Below are 17,741 nucleotides of genomic sequence, written 5' to 3'. Positions count from 1 at the left end.
TCGGGAGTATCGGGAGTGTTGTAGGGAGAAGTCATAGATAGATTTCTACTTTCTTTTCTGCTTTCTCATAGTTCATTAATGTGCTGAACAGTCAGAGGACACTTTATACCTTCAGCTATTACTGTGGAAAAGCTACATAACAAGAATTCTCTAGAATGGGGCTGAAAAAGGCCTTAATGTAGCGATATTGCATTACGCCAGATTACGTATCACTTTTCTGCTAATACCTGATATTTTATATATATTTACCTATGTTTTATATTAATTTTTCCTATTTAAAGTAGCCTGGAGAAGATGTCTGTCCTCATCTAAGGAGCTTTAATGACTTTCATCCCATTATGGTCTTCTACTCCCCAGCACCATAAAAACTCCCCACTACTAAGAAACATCTACCAGCTCTTGGAGCTGCAGCACTCGTCCTCGCAGCAGCTCTTCCCGCTACGACAGCCCATGCTCTTCCTCTGAAAAGCTCTGCTAGCGTCCCCAAGAATATTATTGTCATGATTGGTGACGGCATGGGCTACAACACTCTTGACCTCGCTAATCTGTACCACCGCAACACCACCGGCTATCAAGTAGGCCAGCATGGTGAAAAACCGCAGAACACTCCCCAACCCGGTTTCCAAAGCTGGCAACGCGTCAGCATGAGTACTTACCCCGCATTCGGCACATACAATACGTTCGTTAACTGGTCCTCCACGGAAGGTGCTACCGGTAAACCCACTGATTCCGCCGCCGCCGGTACAGCTATGGCCACCGGACATAAAACTCTTCGCGGCGTTATCGGTATGGATATTTTCAACCGCCTGTAGAGAACCTCACCGAACGTGCCAAGAAGATGGGAAAGTCCGCAGGCGTTGTTTCCAGCGTTCCCTATTCTCACGCCACCCCGGCTACGTATGTTGCCCACGAACCGAGCCGCAAGAACTACCACAACATCGCCAACCAAATGATTAATAGCCAACTCGATGTTGTTATCGCTCCCGGCCATCCCTTCTACGACGACAACCATCGTCGTGTGAAAAAGCCTGACTACACCTACATTTCTCCCTCCGACTGGAGAGCTCTGTCATCTGGACAGACTGCATATTCTTTCTTCCAGAAAACACAAGACTTCTCCCGCATGGCCCGCACAAACATGAACTTCCATGGGAAGCGTGTCTGGGGCGTTCCTCAAGTAGGTTCCACACTGCAAGAAAAACGCAGTTCTGTCGCCAAGAAATCTACCCTCGAGCAGGTAGGTCAGACACCCTTCACCAAGGACGTCCCCACTCTCTCCGATCTTTCCCTCAGCGTCCTCAACGTCCTAGACGATAACAAGAATGGTTCTTTCCTCATGATTGAAGGTGGGGCCATCGACTGGTGTGGACACGCCAATGAAACCGCCCGCAGCATTGAAGAAACAACCGACTTCATAAAAGCTATTGACGATGTTTCCGCATGGGTAGAAAAGTACTCCAGCTGGAACGATACGCTTCTTATTGTTACCGCTGACCACGAAACTGGTTTCATCAACGGTCCATCTAAGGACAACTTCCGTACCCTCAGCAAAGATGGTTCAGCTATCCAGATGCAGTGGCTTTCGGACGAACACACCAACCAGCTAGTCCCCTTCTTCGTCCACGGTGCAGGCTCTGACACCGTACTTAATCTGGCCAAACACCACGATCTGAAGCGCGGACGCTACCTCGATAACACTGCCTTCGCTCAGCTTGTTATGAAGCATTGGTGGGTAAAGCACTAAACACTACTGAAATAACTAAAGCGGGTAATGCTTCCAGGCATTACCCGCTTTAGTTATTTATACGGAATTATTCTCCAAAGTCGAAGTCATCCAGAGGAACAGCTGCCCCAGTCTCATCGATGAAAGCATCATCGGGACCGTAGAAGCCATCATCAAAGCCCGTCGGGACAGCATACGCAGCAGCGCGTGCCTCCTCCGTTGGGCGAACCTCAATATCACGGTAACGAGCAATACCAGTACCAGCTGGAATCAGTTTACCGATGATAACGTTTTCCTTCAGACCAACGAGGTGGTCAACACGGCTGTTAATAGCTGCGTCGGTAAGGACACGAGTTGTCTCCTGGAAGGATGCTGCCGACAGCCAAGAATCCGTTGCCAGCGAGGCCTTAGTAATACCCATAAGGACTGGACGTCCTGCTGCAGGCCTGCCACCTTCGCGAACGACTGCACGGTTCGTGGCCTCAAACTCGGGACGTTCCACCAGAGAACCAGGGAGGAACTCAGTAGAACCAGAGTCAATGATGGTCACGCGACGCAGCATCTGTCGCACGATAACTTCGATGTGCTTATCGTGGATAGACACACCCTGGGAGCGGTACACGTTCTGAACCTCATTAACGAGGTGGACCTGTACCTGTCGGGGGCCCATAACGCGGAGTACATCGTGCGGATCAGCAGCGCCCTCAAGGAGCTGCTCACCAATAGTGATGTGGTCACCAGTAGCGATAACGCCTTCAGACCCATCGGCTTTCTTCACAACGTGGAGACGCTGACGCTTAGAAAGTTTCTCGTAGACGACATCATCAGAGCCATCATCAGGCGTAATGGTAATCGTCCAGAACTTCTCGCCCTCTTCCAGAGTGACAGTACCGGAAACCTCGGCGATAGGCGCCTTGCCCTTCGGCACACGTGCCTCGAAGAGTTCCTGAACACGCGGCAGACCGCCGGTGATGTCGCTACCAACACCACCCTGGTGGAATGTACGCATTGTCAGCTGGGTACCAGGCTCACCAATGGACTGGGCGGCCACAATACCAACAGCTTCACCCACGTCGACGAGCTTGCCAGTAGCCATAGAACGGCCGTAGCACTTAGCACAGACGCCATTCTTGGAGTTACAGGTAAGAACGGAGCGGACCTTAACCTCGGTAATACCGGCCGCGAGGAGTGCCTCGATCTCCGGATCACCAATGTCAGTACCGCCAGCAACGATGACGTTACCGTTTTCGTCCTTGGCATCATCGGCAAGAGTACGAGCAAAGACGCTGGTCTCAATGTGCTGATCGCGGACGAGAGTGCCATCGGGCATCTTCTCTGCGATAGGCACCATAATGCCGCGGGTAGTACCGCAGTCTTCTTCGCGGACAATGACGTCCTGTGCCACGTCAACAAGACGACGGGTCAGGTAACCAGAGTCTGCCGTACGAAGAGCGGTATCGGCAAGACCTTTACGAGCACCGTGGGAGTTAATGAAGTACTCCAACACGGTAAGACCTTCACGGAAGGAAGACTTAATAGGCTGTGGGATGAAGTTACCCTTCGGGTCCGTCACCAGGCCCTTCATACCGGACAGAGACCGCATCTGGGTCATGTTACCGGCAGCACCAGACTTCACGATCATTGGAATCGGGTTGGTGGCGGGGTAATTATCTTCCATGGCCTGGCCAACCTCTTCAGTGGCCTCGGACCAAATCTTCACAAGTGCAGCATTACGCTCATCATGGGACAGTGCACCACGCTGGTACTGCTTCTCAACCTTCTTAGCGCGCTTGTCGTAAGAGGCCAGAATTTCCTTCTTAACAGGCGGAACCTGCACGTCGGAAACAGCAACGGTAACACCAGAACGAGTTGCCCAGTAGAAACCGGCATCCTTCAGACGGTCAACGGTTTGCGCAACCATAATCATGGGATAGCACTCTGCCATGTCATTAATAATGACGGCCTGCTTCTTCTTCGACATCTGGTCGTTGACGAAGGGGTAGTCACCGGGCAGCAGATCGTTGAACATAACGCGACCGAGAGTAGTCTTGCAGGACCACACGTCGCCGGCCTTCCAACCATCGGGGAACTGTGCTTCCTCAATATCCTTCGGCGGACGCTGATGCGTCAGGCGTACCACAATAGGTGACTGGATAGACAAGGCTCCTGCGTCGCGAGCCATAATGGCTTCGGCAACAGAAGAGTAGTAACCGTTGGTGGGGCATTCCTTGTGTAGATCCTCCTGGTAAGACCCCGGCGCGTCGGGATCTTCCGTGGTGAGGTAGTACAAACCTGTCACCATATCCAGTCGCGGCATAGCCAGCGGGCGGCCGGATGCAGGAGACAGAATGTTGTTGGAGGACAGCATGAGAACGCGGGCTTCTGCCTGTGCCTCAGCGGAGAGCGGCAGGTGGACTGCCATCTGGTCACCGTCGAAGTCGGCGTTGAATGCTTCACATGCCAGCGGGTGCAGCATAATTGCTTTACCCTCTACCAGCACCGGCTCGAATGCCTGAATACCCAGGCGGTGCAGGGTAGGTGCACGGTTGAGCATAACAGGATGCTCAGCAATAACTTCTTCCAGCACGTCCCACACCTGCGAGCGCTGACGCTCCACCATGCGCTTAGCAGACTTAATATTCTGTGCATAGTTCAGGTCAACCAGGCGCTTCATGACGAATGGCTTGAACAGCTCGAGTGCCATGAGCTTCGGAAGACCGCACTGGTGCAGTTTCAGCTGCGGACCAACGATAATAACGGAACGACCAGAGTAGTCGACGCGCTTACCGAGGAGGTTCTGACGGAAACGACCCTGCTTGCCTTTGAGGAGATCCGAGAGGGACTTCAGCGGGCGGTTACCGGGGCCAGCCACCGGGCGGCCACGACGTCCGTTATCGAAGAGAGCATCTACAGATTCCTGCAGCATACGCTTTTCGTTGTTAATGATGATTTCCGGTGCACCCAAATCAATGAGTCGCTTCAAGCGGTTATTACGGTTAATAACGCGACGGTAGAGATCATTGAGGTCGGAGGTAGCAAAACGGCCACCGTCAAGTTGCACCATAGGACGCAGCTCTGGCGGAATAACCGGAATACAATCCAGCACCATTCCAGCCGGATCATTACCGGACTGGAGGAAGGCTGCAACAACCTTGAGACGCTTCAAAGCGCGCAGTTTCTTCTGTCCCTTACCGGTGCGGATAACCTCACGCAGAACTTCTGCTTCAGCTTCCAGGTCGAAGCTCTCAATGAGTTTCTGGATAGCCTCAGCACCCATACCAGCCTCGAAGTATTCACCGAAGCGGTCATCGAGTTCGTTGTAGACGTTTTCGTCCAGAATGAGGTCCTTGGGCTCCAACTTAGTGAAGGTATCCCAGAGAACATCGAGGCGGTCGAGTTCGCGGTTAGCATCCTCGCGGATGTGCTTCATCTCACGCTCGGCAGCGTCCTTGACTTTCCGCTTGACGTCAGACTTGGCGCCTTCGGATTCGAGCTCGGCCAGGTCAGCCTCTAGCTTCTGGGCACGCTCTTCCAGATCAACGTCGCGGGCGTCCTCAATTTCCTTCTTCTCGGCAGTAACTTCTGCTTCGAGAGTGGAGAGGTCATTGTGGCGGGCTTCTTCGTCGACACTAGTGACAACGTAAGAAGCGAAGTAGATGATCTTTTCAAGATCTTTCGGGGCCAGATCAAGCAGGTAGCCCAGGCGGGAGGGAACACCCTTGAAGTACCAAATGTGGGTGACGGGAGCAGCGAGCTCAATATGGCCCATGCGCTCACGACGCACTTTGGCACGGGTAACTTCCACGCCGCATCGTTCACAGACGATGCCCTTGAAACGGACGCGCTTGTACTTACCGCAAGCACATTCCCAGTCCCTGGTAGGGCCGAAAATGCGTTCGCAGAAGAGGCCGTCCTTCTCTGGCTTCAACGTACGGTAGTTAATGGTCTCCGGCTTCTTAACCTCACCGTAGGACCAACGACGGATGTCGTCGGCCGTAGCGAGACTGATTCGGAGCGAATCGAAGAAGTTGACGTCGCGCACGTAACTTCCTTTCCCCAGTGGGATTATGGCTACCCGGTTGGGTAACCGAGGTGTATGTCTCTATCTTTCAGGTGGCTCAGGAGAGCCGAAGACTCTTAAGCGAGGTCTTCCACGGACGCATTCTCATCGTGTGAGAGGTTAATGCCCAGGTTGGAGGCTGCCCTCTCGAGGTCATCATCATCATCAGACAGGCTGACAACGTCACCGTCTGCAGAGAGGACTTCCACGTTAAGGCACAATGCCTGGAGTTCTTTCAGCAACACCTTGAAGGACTCGGGGATACCCGGTGCGGGGATATTCTCACCCTTCACGATGGCTTCGTAGGCCTTCACACGTCCCACCACGTCGTCAGACTTAATGGTGAGGAGTTCCTGCAGGGTGTAGGCGGCGCCGTAAGCCTGCATGGCCCAACATTCCATTTCACCGAAGCGCTGGCCACCGAACTGGGCCTTACCACCAAGTGGCTGCTGGGTAATCATGGAGTACGGGCCGGTGGAACGAGCGTGAATCTTCTCGTCAACCAAGTGGTGCAGTTTCAGCATGTACATGTAGCCAACTGACACTGGGTACGGGAAGGGCTCGCCGGAACGACCATCAAACAATGTGGCCTTGCCGTCGGGACCCATCATGTTTTCACCGTCGGCATTGGGGCGGACGCAGCCTAGCAGGCCTTCAATTTCGTCCGGCTCAGCACCGTCGAACACCGGGGTTGCGGTCTTGGTGTTGGGCTCCACATCGCGCATTTCGTCGGGGAGCATCTTGGCCCACTCCGGGTCACCCTCGATCTTCCAACCGTACTTGGCCAGCCAGCCCAGGTGAATTTCCATGATCTGGCCGATGTTCATACGGCGGGGTACACCGTGGGTGTTAAGAACAATGTCGATGGGAGTGCCGTCGGGAAGGAAGGGCATGTCTTCAACCGGCAGAATCTTACCGATAACACCCTTGTTACCGTGGCGGCCAGAGAGCTTATCACCGGGCTGAATACGACGCTTCTGGGCGACGTACACACGCACGAGTTCATTAACTCCCGGGGGTAGCTCGTCGTCTTCTTCACGGGAGAAGACGCGCACGCCGGTGACTTTACCGGTTTCGCCGTGGGGTACCTTGAGGGACGTATCGCGGACTTCGCGAGCTTTTTCACCGAAGATGGCACGCAGTAGTCGCTCTTCTGGGGTGAGCTCAGTTTCACCCTTCGGGGTTACCTTACCGACCAGAATGTCGCCGTCGCGGACGGTAGCACCAATACGAACGATGCCGCGCTCGTCAAGATCGGCGAGAACCTCATCGGAGACGTTCGGGATGTCGCGGGTGATCTCTTCTGCACCAAGTTTGGTGTCACGCGCGTCAATCTCGTGCTCTTCAATATGAATTGAAGTCAGTTCATCCTCTTCAACAACACGCTGGGAGAGGATGATAGCGTCCTCGTAGTTGTAGCCTTCCCACGGCATAATGGCGACCAGCATGTTCTTGCCAAGTGCCATCTCGCCCTTATCGGTGGAGGGGCCGTCAGCAATAACTTCGCCAGCTTCTACACGCTGTCCGGCGGCCACAATCGGAACCTGGTTGTAGCATGTGCCGGGGTTGGAGCGAATGAACTTTTGTAGCTGGTAGGTGGCACGGGTGCCATCATCGGCCATGACGGTGATGAAGTCTGCGCAGACTTCCTCAATGATGCCGGCTTTTTCACTGATAATGACGTCGGCAGCATCATAGGCGGCACGCAGTTCCATGCCAGTACCGACAAGCGGAGAGTCCGTCTTGAGTAGCGGCACTGCCTGGCGCTGCATGTTCGCACCCATGAGGGCACGGTTTGCGTCGTCGTGCTCGAGGAATGGAATCATAGCGGTTGCTACAGACACCATCTGACGTGGGGAAACGTCCATGTAGTCGACTTCGTCTGGGGTGACGTATTCGACATCGCCGCCACGCTTACGGACGAGCAAACGCTCGTCGAGGAAGCGACCGTTCTCGTCCATCGGCGAGTTAGCCTGGGCGACAACGTGGCGGTCTTCCTCATCAGCAGTGAGGTAGTCAACCTGGTCAGTGGCACAACCATCAACAACACGACGGTACGGGGTCTCAATGAAACCAAAGGGGTTCACGCGTGCATAGACGGAGAGAGAACCGATAAGACCAATGTTCGGGCCTTCCGGTGTCTCAATTGGGCACATACGGCCGTAGTGAGAGTTGTGAACGTCACGGACTTCCAGGCCAGCACGGTCGCGAGTAAGACCACCGGGACCCAATGCGGAAAGACGACGCTTGTGGGTAAGGCCAGACAGCGGGTTGTTTTGATCCATGAACTGGGACAGCTGGGAGGTTCCGAAGAACTCTTTAATAGCTGCCACAACTGGACGAATGTTAATGAGGGACTGGGGGGTAATTGCTTCCATATCCTGGGTGGTCATGCGTTCACGCACAACACGCTCCATACGGGAAAGACCCACCCGCACCTGGTTCTGGATAAGTTCACCAACGGTGCGAAGACGACGATTACCGAAGTGGTCAATATCGTCAGTCTCTACCGGAATTTCTGCACCATCAGGCGAGGTCATACTGGTCTCGCCAGCATGCAGCCGTACTAGGTATTCAACAGTGGTAGCAATATCTTCTTCAGTGAGAGTGAGAACATCAGCTTCACTCTTAGATAGTCCCAGCTTGCGGTTGATCTTATAACGACCAACGCGAGCTAGATCGTAGCGCTTTTCCTTGAAGAAAAGGTTCGCGAGAAGGTTCTGGGCACCTTCCTTTGTCGGAGGCTCACCGGGACGCAGCTTGCGGTAGATTTCCAGCAAGGCTTCATCGGGAGTATCGGCAGTGTCCTTCTCTAAGGTGGACATCATCACTTCAGAGAAACCGAAGCGTTCCTTAATGGACTCGTTTGTCCATCCCAAGGCCTTGAGAAGAAGTGTGACGGGCTGACGACGCTTACGGTCAATACGGACACCAACGGTATCGCGTTTATCAACGTCAAATTCAAGCCATGCACCACGTGACGGAATGATCTTCACAGAGTGAAGTTCCTTCTCCGTGGCTTTATCAATGGACTCGTCGAAATAAACACCGGGCGAGCGAACAAGCTGAGACACGACGACACGCTCGGTGCCGTTAATGATGAATGTGCCTTTATCGGTCATCATGGGGAAATCACCCATGAAGACGGTCTGACTCTTAATTTCACCAGTAGTGTTGTTCACGAACTCAGCCGTGACGAACAATGGTGCGGAGTAAGTCATATCCTTCTCACGACATTCCGCGATGGAGGCTTTTACCTCATCAAATCGCGGATCGGAGAAGGAGAGAGACATTGAGCCAGCGAAATCCTCGATGGGGGAAATCTCATCGAGGATATCTTCGAGACCACCGGTGACGCGCTGCTCACCGGTGACTTCTTCAGAATCAGACTGGGTGTATTTCTTCGTTCCGACTAGCCAAGCAAATGAATCAGTCTGAACGCTAAGCAAATCGGGAACCTCAAGTGGTTCGCGAATAGTAGCAAACGACGGCCGCTTGGGGGCTCCAGGGATCTGAGCCTTCGAACTGGTCTGGCGGGAGACTGCCAAGGTGCGTCCTTCCAGGACCTCATGCGTAAAGACAGACACAACAGTCCCGACGGGTACTGTCATGAATGTTTTCACGACGTAATCTACAGTGGTTCCGTTGTTGACCTCTACACACTTTTCACCCTAGCTTCGGACTTCTCCAACTAAAGCCGTCTACTACCGCTCGAAGTGCACATTTTTCCTGGTCAAAAGGTTCCTACAGGATTTCCAGAGGATTACCAAAAGTTACTTTTTGATCAGTGGGTCCAATTTTGGACACAATAAGGCCAACGCAAAGGTTAATAGTATAACAAAACTCGACTTATGTCTACCGGACATACACCGGCGACTGTGTACTGCCTTCTATCGCATTCACAGAGATCCCACTAGCATCTAGTAGGAATCCCACAACAGAAGGGAACTCCCCCTGTAAATTATTACCACTAACGCGGTCTTCACCATAGTCGCCCGCAGGCGCTAGATTGTCAAGAACTGGCACGGAAACACAGTGAAAATTCACTTAAAGAAAGCGATTTTTCCCCACAAATAGGCTGATGCCCCTCCCGCACAATGCGGTGAGGGGCATCAAACAGTAAGACCGAAACTTACTTGAGGGTGACGGTGGCGCCAGCTTCTTCAAGCTTGGTCTTAGCAGCCTCAGCGTCATCCTTGGAGGCACCTTCGAGAACAGCCTTGGGGGCAGCCTCAACGAGATCCTTGGCTTCCTTCAGGCCGAGACCGGAAACGATCTCACGGACAACCTTAATAACCTGGATCTTCTTGTCACCGACGGCCTCGATAACAACGTCGAATTCGTCCTTTTCCTCAGCGGCGGCAGCGGGAGCACCAGCAGCAGCGCCAGCAGCGGCAACGGCGACAGGAGCAGCAGCGGTAACCTCGAAGGTATCTTCGAAGGCCTTGACGAACTCAGAGAGTTCGATGAGGGTCATTTCTTTGAAAGCATCGAGGAGCTCTTCAGTGGTGAGCTTAGCCATAGTGGCTTCCTTTCCTTGTGTCCTTGGTGATGGACTCTTACGTTTATGGGGGTAAGTGCCCGGGCAGCCCCAGGCGGTATTCGCTTACAACAGCGAATAGATGAACTACTCTGCGGACTTCTTCTCCTGCAGTGCGGCTGCGAGGCGAGCCACCTGCGATGCGGGAGCATTGAAGAGACCAGCAGCCTTCGCCAGGTTGCCCTTCATCGCACCGGCGAGCTTGGCGAGGAGAACTTCGCGAGACTCAAGGTCTGCAAGCTTCTCAACCTGGTCCACGGACAGCATTTCGCCATCCATGTAACCGCCCTTGATGACGAGTTCCTTGTGGTCCTTACCAAAATCACGGAAAGCCTTGGCGGCATCGACAGGTTCTCCATCGATGAATGCGATGGCGGTAGGGCCAGCCAATAGATCCTCGAGGCCTTCCACGCCAGCTTCATTAGCAGCGCGCTTGACCAGGGTATTCTTGGCGACGGAGTAGGTTGCGTTCTTTCCGAGAGCGCGGCGAAGTTCGGTCATTGCTGGGACAGAAAGACCACGGTATTCGGTGATGATAGCAGCAGACGACTTCTCGAACTGCTCCTTAATCTCGGCTACCACAGCAGCTTTCTCAGACTGAGCCATAACTTTGCCTCCTTCCTCTTGTCGTTCGCCCGAAATAAACAAACGCCTTGCGCAGGAAACGCAAGGCGTGAATTTTTAGCAAACAGACTGTTCGCCATCATCATCGACTTAGTTCTACCTGCGTGGGCCGCCGAATTATTTCGGACCTTCAACTGTTGACTAACGCCAACAGCGACCAACGGTCTTTGGTGAAACTTGATCGGGTCAAACTTCGCTATACATGTTAGTAATTGATATCGCTAAATACAAAATCGGCCCCTCCCCACAGCTATAGAAGCTGCAGAGCAGGGACCGATTAACTGGCATATTGTGTTGATGTTATACAACAACCCAACATCAGAAATTAGGCGTCATCCTCACCAAGGAAGTTACGAGTGATGCTGGGATCCACCGGGATGCCCGGTCCAGTGGTAGTAGACATCGTAATCTTCTTGACGTAGCGGCCCTTAGAGGAAGAAGGCTTAAGACGCAGAATCTCCTCGTACACCGCCGCATAGTTCTCCACTAGCTGCTCAGCATCGAAGGAAGCCTTACCGATGATGAGATGCAGGTTAGCGGCCTTATCAACACGGAAGGTAACCTTACCGCCCTTGATATCCTTAACGGCCTTCGTAACGTCAGTGGTCACAGTGCCGGTCTTGGGGTTCGGCATGAGGCCACGGGGACCGAGGATACGAGCGATACGACCAACCTTGGCCATCTGATCTGGGGTTGCAATAGCGGCATCGAAATCGAGCCAGCCACCCTGAATCTTGGCGATAAGCTCATCAGAGCCAACCTCGTCTGCGCCAGCAGCTTCAGCTTCAGCAGCTTTATCAGCAACTGCGAAAACGATAACACGGGCGGTTTTACCAGTGCCGTGTGGGAGGTTGACGGTGCCGCGCACCATCTGATCAGCCTTGCGGGGATCAACACCGAGACGCATGGCCACATCTACCGTGGCATCCATCTTGGTGGAGGAGGTTTCCTTAGCAAGCTTAACGGCCTGCGCAGGAGTGTAGAGCAGAGAATTATCGATCTTCTCTGCAGCGGCTTTATATGCCTTAGAGTTCTTGCTCATTTGATTCCATTCCTGTCACGTGTGTGACGGTTGGGGGTGGTCCGAGCCGAAGCGGGCTCTTCCACAAAGAGTGTTATGCACCCTCGACGATGATTCCCATCGAGCGAGCAGTACCGGCAATAATCTTGGCGCCGGCTTCAATGTCGTTGGCGTTAAGATCTGGTTCCTTAGTCTTAGCAATCTGGCGGCACTGATCCATAGTGACAGAACCGACCTTGTTGCTCTGTGGAGTACCTGATCCCTTAGAGATACCAGCGGCTTTCAGCAGCAGCTTAGCGGCCGGAGGAGTCTTCAGAATGAAGGTGAAGGAACGATCTTCGTAAACGGTGATTTCTACAGGAACAACATTACCGCGCTGATTTTCAGTAGCAGCGTTGTACGCCTTGCAGAATTCCATGATGTTGACACCATGGGCACCAAGAGCAGGGGCCACCAGCGGAGCAGAGTTAGCCTGTCCAGCCTGGATCTGCAGCTTGATGAGCCCGGTGACTTTCTTCTTCGGGGGCATCCGTGCTTCCTTACTAGTGTTGATTGTTAGTAGCACCTTGCAAACCGCAAAAGCTACTACTTGTTACCTCATCACATTGCATGTTGATGGCAGGACACATATTCCTGCCACACAGATAGGTGACGAAGAGATATTACCCGATAAACACAGAAAACCCCACATCGAGGCAGGGCTTCCATGGTCAAAGGGAGGTCTAAGAAATCTTTTCCACCTGGTCGAATCCAAGTTCCACAGGAGTTTCGCGACCAAAGATGGAAACCAATACCTGCAGTTTCTGAGTATCCACATCCACTTCGCTAATTGTGGCAGGCAAGGTAGCGAACGGACCATCCATAACTGTGACAGACTCGCCCACCTTGTAATCCACAGTAATGACGGGAGCGACTTCCTCCGCCGGAGCTTCCGGAGCAGCAGGCGCGGCATTATCCTTCGGCATCAGGAACTTCACAACTTCCCGCAATGACAGCGGAGTGGGATTACTAGTGGCACCGACAAAGCCAGTAACACCAGGAGTGTTACGAACAGTACCCCAGGACTCATCGTTGAGTTCCATACGAACCAATACATAGCCGGGGAGAATCTTACGCTTGACGGACTTCTTCTGGCCGTTCTTAAGCTCCACAACCTCTTCCTGAGGAACTTCCACCTGGAAGATGTAATCGCCCACATCGAGATTCTGAATACGAGTCTCAAGGTTAGTTTTCACCTTGTTCTCGTAACCAGCATAGGAGTGGATGACATACCACTTGCCCGGAAGACGACGAAGCTGCTTCTTAAACTCTGCAACCGGATCGACGGCGGGAGCAGCATCCGTCTCTTCTACCTGCTCTTCTACCTGTGATTGGTCAGCGGAATCAGAATCATCAACTGGCAGTTCCACGGCGGCAGTATCCGGCGTCTGCTCCTCAACTAGAGCGTTGTCGTCGGTGTTGCTCACTGGTTTCTTCCCTTCAAGCAGTACGGCCTGCAGCTAGGCGCGTCGAGGTCGTAGATAGCGTTCTTTTCATACGTGCTCGCGAATGATATTCGCTTACACCTACTAAGTCTATAAGTTCTCTAAAAACAATGAAGGCCCTCCGGAGAGGGCTTTCAACGGAGCTTTTACATACCAGGTATACCAGGCATGCCAGCACCCGGTACGGCACTAGCCCCATCTGGATTCTGGAAGATCACACGGACAAGCTCGCCTGCTCCCGCATCTACGCCAAACACCACAAGAACAGTGATTATTAAGAAAATAAACACCGTGAGTACCGACATCCACAGTTCCTTGCGCGTTGGCCAGACAACCTTAGCCATCTGCTCGTACACGCTCTTGAAAAACTGCCCGATACGCACGAAGAATCTCTTAGTGGCATTGCCAGAATGAGCCTTAGCGTCTTTCTCCGTGGTCTCTGCAGGAGTCTCAGCAGTTGAGTGTGCAGAAGCGCCCTTACGACGACGTTTGCCGGTTGGCTGTGTCGGTGCAGCAGCGTCAGCGTTGTCTGCAGACACCACCGGATCGACGATGTCGCCGGACGTAGTCTTCTCGTCGCTCACTCGTTGTCCTCCATGTCTTCAACGGATGTCCTGAAATTTCACAAGATCCTGGCAGGGGTGACAGGACTCGAACCTGCAACCTGCGGTTTTGGAGACCGCTGCTCTACCAATTGAGCCACACCCCTCCGGGAATACCTACACCATAAGTGAACAAAGCAGCGCCTACAACAGTACTCCTCAACAACACTGCTGCAATACGGCTGCACTGCCAACAGTGTCAATAGTGCCGATAGTACTGACTGACAATGTCTGTACCGTCTGTACCGCGGTAGTACACCGTAATACACCGTAGTGCACATATTGTAGGAGCACACGTAAGTACGCCTTATGCGATGATACGCGAGAATTACTACTCGTGACAAACGCCGTGCCGGCACGGCTCATTAGTACTCTTCGCCGATACCTACCCTTGTGCTAAGGACTCTCCTGAAAACTGCGAAAGCTTAGTATTACTGCGCTTCTATAGAGAAAACCCCTGGCAGCACGCTTCACCATGCTAACCAGGGGTTTTGACGAGTAGCGATGGAGGGGATCGAACCCTCGACCTCACGATTATGAGTCGTGCGCTCTAACCATCTGAGCTACATCGCCATGTTTAGTTATGTGTTAAAACCAGCGGATTTAACTGTAACTAAAGATCAAGAACTCTGGGATACATGAGATTTCTTTTACCTCTCTGTATTCAGAGCAAAAAGAGAGCCCCCTGACAGAATCGAACTGTCGACCTTTTCCTTACCATGGAAACGCTCTGCCGACTGAGCTAAGGGGGCAATCACGTTGACGGGAGATTCGCTCTCTCACCAAGCTTCTTGAAGATTACCGGACAGTGGCGTCCATGACAAATCGCCAGGACAAAGGTAACAACTCATGAACAACAAGTCTTTAAAAGAACATAAAGCAATAGGACACTCTGTGCACAACAGAACAGCGCACAGAAACGTTCCTCTAGACGACATAACCCCCGCACAGCAGAAGAATAATGCGGGGGTTATGTAACTATTGAGAGTGCCAGGTCAAGGATTCGAACCTTGGTAGGCAATGCCGACGGATTTACAGTCCGCTCCCTTTGGCCGCTCGGGCAACCTGGCGTGCACCTAATAACAGGTGCTCACAAGACTTTAGCGACTCATTACGCGATATAGCAAACCGGCAGCTAAAACCGCTAGTAGTAATAGCTACACCACTAGCTAACACGGGCCACCGTAAAATCCACAAGATGGAAGAAGGCGTCCTTCGCCGAGGAATCACGGAAGATACTCAACGCGTCTTTAGCTTCATCACGGTAGGCATAGATAGTCTCCCGGGCTTGACGCATCCCAGCGGAACCACGCAACAACGTCAGAGCCTCTTTCACCAGCTCCTCATCAGTAACAGAACCCGTCAAAATCTCGCGTAGGCGATCCCCCGCATGACTATCCTCTTCAAGGGCATACAAGACAGGCAATGTAAAGACACCCTCCCGCAAATCCGTTCCAGGAGTTTTCCCAGACTGCGTGGAATTAGACGAGATATCGATAACGTCATCAACAATCTGGAATGCCATGCCGGTAGCATGCGCCGCCTTCTTCAAAGCAGCAACCTGCTCCTCGGTACCGCCGGCGTAATAAGCACCAAAGTGGCCTGCTGTGGCAATAAGAGATGCTGTTTTCCCGTGAATGACACGTAGATAGGCCTCTACCGATTCCATGGAACCGGCGTGAACAGTTTCCTCCATCTGCCCATTCACAAGCTCTGCGAACGTTTCAGAGATCCACCGCACTGCCTGCGTTCCCATATCCGACATGATGGCGCTAGCTGCTGCGAAAAGATAATCCCCTGCCAAAATAGCGACAGAATTACCCCACCTGCTGTTAGCGGACTCCGTACCGCGACGCTGCAACGCCTCATCCATCACATCATCGTGATAGAGGGACGCCAGATGAATCATCTCAATAACGGATCCGGAACGAATAACATTCGTCTCCAGCTCATCCGTCATCCAGTTGGGATTATTCTCCGCCTGCACAACCTGTGCAGCGAGCAACACCATAAGGGGACGGAACCGCTTGCCTCCTGCCTTCGCAAGATAAGAAGCAGTAAGAGTGGGCATGGCGTGGCCATTATCCAGGCTGCTGTACATTAAATCCTCAACCGACTGCATCCCCATACGGGTACGGGAGGCCAGTGCAGCATCACCGAGGTCAATACCAGCGACCTGAGCGTCTTCTGCCATGCGTGTTACTTCCTTCGAAAGGTCTGTGATACCCGCGGGAGCATCCGGGGCCATCGTTCGGTAGGCAACACCACCAGCCTAATAGGTGGCGCGCAGTCTCAAAACAAATCCTACCGGGAGTTAGATGTTTCATTGTAAGGACGACGGCCATAATGCAACGCCACAATGCCGCCTGTCTCATTTTGGTACATTGTGTCCTCACTCCAGCCAGCGTCCTTTAATTCCCGCAATAGCTGCTCCTGATCTGGCCACGCCCGAATAGACTCGGCAAGATACACATAAGCCTCCGGATTAGACGACACCGCAGTTGCCACACGCGGAAGAGCTTTCATCAAATATTCCATATAGACAGTACGGAATGGTTTCCACGTAGGAGTAGAGAATTCGCACACAACTAAGCGACCACCAGGTTTCGTCACGCGCGCCATCTCCCGCAAGCCCGCCCGGAAATCAGAAATATTACGCAGCCCAAACGAGATGGTGACCGCATCAAAAGAGTTGTCCGCAAACGGAAGATACATGCCATCCCCCGCCACTTTAGGAACCGGACGGCTACTGCCCGCTTCCAGCATGCCAATGGAAAAATCTGTGGCAACACACCACGCACCGGACTTCGCCAGCTCCACTGTGGACACCGACGTTCCCGCAGCGAGGTCGAGAACCTTCTCCCCCGGTTTCACATTCAATAGCTCGCGAGTATGGCGACGCCATAGTTTATCCTGGCCAAACGACAGTACCGTGTTGGTAATGTCATAGCGTTTAGCAACGCCATCAAACATACGGGCGACGTCTTGCGGTTTCTTCTCTAGGCTTGCTCGTGACACAAGGCTCAGGGTACCCGTTTTGCAGGCAGAGATGTAGCTGCCCGCATCCGCGGCACAGTCCGCGAATAGTTAATATGAATCCCCGCGATAGCACCACCCCAATGAGTTCTGCGGATAAGACCACCGGCCCGCATTCGGTACCGCCCAATGACGCAATACGCCAACGCTATCCAGGGGAAACTACAGATAAGCACAGACAGTGCCGGAACAATAGATAACACCCAACTGCGCCCAGAAATGCGTGCATAGTTGGGGTTTGTATAGTCATAATCGACGCGAACAAGTTGTCCTTGCCGCACGCCCGTCGGATAAAACACACCCTCATGGGGGCTCTGTACGTTCCCGTCGCGATCGACAAAACTCACGTATGTCGTATTGCCATCAGTGGCCTCTACTCGCGCATAAGTACTGGCTAGGTGCGCATTAATGTGCTGATCGCTAATAGCGCATCCCACCACCATGCTGATAGCGAGAACAAAGATGAAACACCCCAGTGCAAGAAGAACTATTTGAGTGTAGCGCAAGGCTTTTCGGTAGCGTAAACGCACATAGGGCATCTCTTCATCATCTGGTCGCAGTTTGTGAGGAAGATCATGAAGCATCTTTCCCATGGTCTTTCCCACCGCTTTCCACCAGGCAGCACTCCGGTGACGATACGACGTGGACATC

Annotated in this window: 13 protein-coding genes and 4 tRNA genes; 2 read left to right on the top strand and 15 right to left on the bottom strand. The window is 52.9% G+C overall.

The window, feature by feature from the left end:
* Positions 1-461 precede the first annotated feature (461 nt).
* On the top strand, positions 462-812 hold the full coding sequence (locus DI579_RS04605) for an alkaline phosphatase (protein WP_306559018.1): 351 nt from the start codon (positions 462-464) through the stop codon (positions 810-812).
* 26 nt (positions 813-838) lie between these two features.
* Positions 839-1,744 (top strand): alkaline phosphatase, encoded by a 906-nt coding sequence (locus DI579_RS04600; RefSeq protein WP_290595834.1) that lies wholly within the window; start codon positions 839-841, stop codon positions 1,742-1,744.
* A 67-nt stretch (positions 1,745-1,811) separates the two neighbouring features.
* On the opposite strand, the gene DI579_RS04595 is transcribed toward DI579_RS04600, so the two are convergent.
* The 15 genes from DI579_RS04595 to DI579_RS04525 form a co-directional block, all read right to left on the bottom strand.
* The gene (locus DI579_RS04595) at positions 1,812-5,765 is read right to left on the bottom strand and encodes a DNA-directed RNA polymerase subunit beta' (protein ID WP_303678789.1); all 3,954 of its coding nucleotides are present in this window, start codon (positions 5,763-5,765) and stop codon (positions 1,812-1,814) included.
* Between the two features lie 95 nt (positions 5,766-5,860).
* The gene (locus DI579_RS04590; protein WP_290598289.1) at positions 5,861-9,331 is read right to left on the bottom strand and encodes a DNA-directed RNA polymerase subunit beta; all 3,471 of its coding nucleotides are present in this window, start codon (positions 9,329-9,331) and stop codon (positions 5,861-5,863) included.
* A gap of 584 nt (positions 9,332-9,915) precedes the next feature.
* Positions 9,916-10,305, bottom strand: a complete 390-nt coding sequence (gene rplL, locus DI579_RS04585; RefSeq protein ID WP_290595838.1) for a 50S ribosomal protein L7/L12 — start codon at positions 10,303-10,305, stop codon at positions 9,916-9,918.
* A 105-nt stretch (positions 10,306-10,410) separates the two neighbouring features.
* Positions 10,411-10,929 (bottom strand): 50S ribosomal protein L10, encoded by a 519-nt coding sequence (gene rplJ, locus DI579_RS04580; RefSeq protein ID WP_290595840.1) that lies wholly within the window; start codon positions 10,927-10,929, stop codon positions 10,411-10,413.
* A 343-nt stretch (positions 10,930-11,272) separates the two neighbouring features.
* Positions 11,273-11,989 (bottom strand): 50S ribosomal protein L1, encoded by a 717-nt coding sequence (gene rplA / locus DI579_RS04575; protein ID WP_290595842.1) that lies wholly within the window; start codon positions 11,987-11,989, stop codon positions 11,273-11,275.
* A 73-nt stretch (positions 11,990-12,062) separates the two neighbouring features.
* Positions 12,063-12,497, bottom strand: coding sequence for a 50S ribosomal protein L11 (gene rplK / locus DI579_RS04570; protein ID WP_290595844.1), 435 nt, complete (start codon positions 12,495-12,497; stop codon positions 12,063-12,065).
* Positions 12,498-12,690: 193 nt separating this feature from the next.
* Positions 12,691-13,434: a transcription termination/antitermination protein NusG gene (gene nusG / locus DI579_RS04565; RefSeq protein ID WP_290595846.1), complete on the bottom strand. Its 744-nt coding sequence runs from the start codon at positions 13,432-13,434 to the stop codon at positions 12,691-12,693.
* Between the two features lie 164 nt (positions 13,435-13,598).
* The gene (gene secE / locus DI579_RS04560; RefSeq protein WP_290595848.1) at positions 13,599-14,036 is read right to left on the bottom strand and encodes a preprotein translocase subunit SecE; all 438 of its coding nucleotides are present in this window, start codon (positions 14,034-14,036) and stop codon (positions 13,599-13,601) included.
* A gap of 49 nt (positions 14,037-14,085) precedes the next feature.
* Positions 14,086-14,161, bottom strand: a tRNA-Trp gene (locus DI579_RS04555).
* A gap of 392 nt (positions 14,162-14,553) precedes the next feature.
* Positions 14,554-14,627 (bottom strand) — tRNA-Met (locus tag DI579_RS04550).
* 106 nt (positions 14,628-14,733) lie between these two features.
* Positions 14,734-14,806 (bottom strand) — tRNA-Thr (locus DI579_RS04545).
* 236 nt (positions 14,807-15,042) lie between these two features.
* A tRNA-Tyr gene (locus tag DI579_RS04540) sits at positions 15,043-15,124 on the bottom strand.
* 95 nt (positions 15,125-15,219) lie between these two features.
* Complete coding sequence (locus tag DI579_RS04535; protein WP_290595850.1) at positions 15,220-16,248, bottom strand: polyprenyl synthetase family protein; 1,029 nt, start codon at positions 16,246-16,248, stop codon at positions 15,220-15,222.
* 110 nt (positions 16,249-16,358) lie between these two features.
* On the bottom strand, positions 16,359-17,072 hold the full coding sequence (locus DI579_RS04530) for a demethylmenaquinone methyltransferase (protein WP_290595852.1): 714 nt from the start codon (positions 17,070-17,072) through the stop codon (positions 16,359-16,361).
* A gap of 5 nt (positions 17,073-17,077) precedes the next feature.
* Positions 17,078-17,740, bottom strand: coding sequence for a DUF3592 domain-containing protein (locus DI579_RS04525; protein WP_290595854.1), 663 nt, complete (start codon positions 17,738-17,740; stop codon positions 17,078-17,080).
* Position 17,741 lies beyond the last annotated feature (1 nt).

Origin of the sequence: Lawsonella clevelandensis (assembly GCF_003241315.1) — a bacterium.
GTDB lineage: Bacteria > Actinomycetota > Actinomycetes > Mycobacteriales > Mycobacteriaceae > Lawsonella > Lawsonella clevelandensis_A.
Note: the sequence above shows the minus strand (reverse complement) of the source record. Positions and strands in the feature narration are given on the sequence as shown.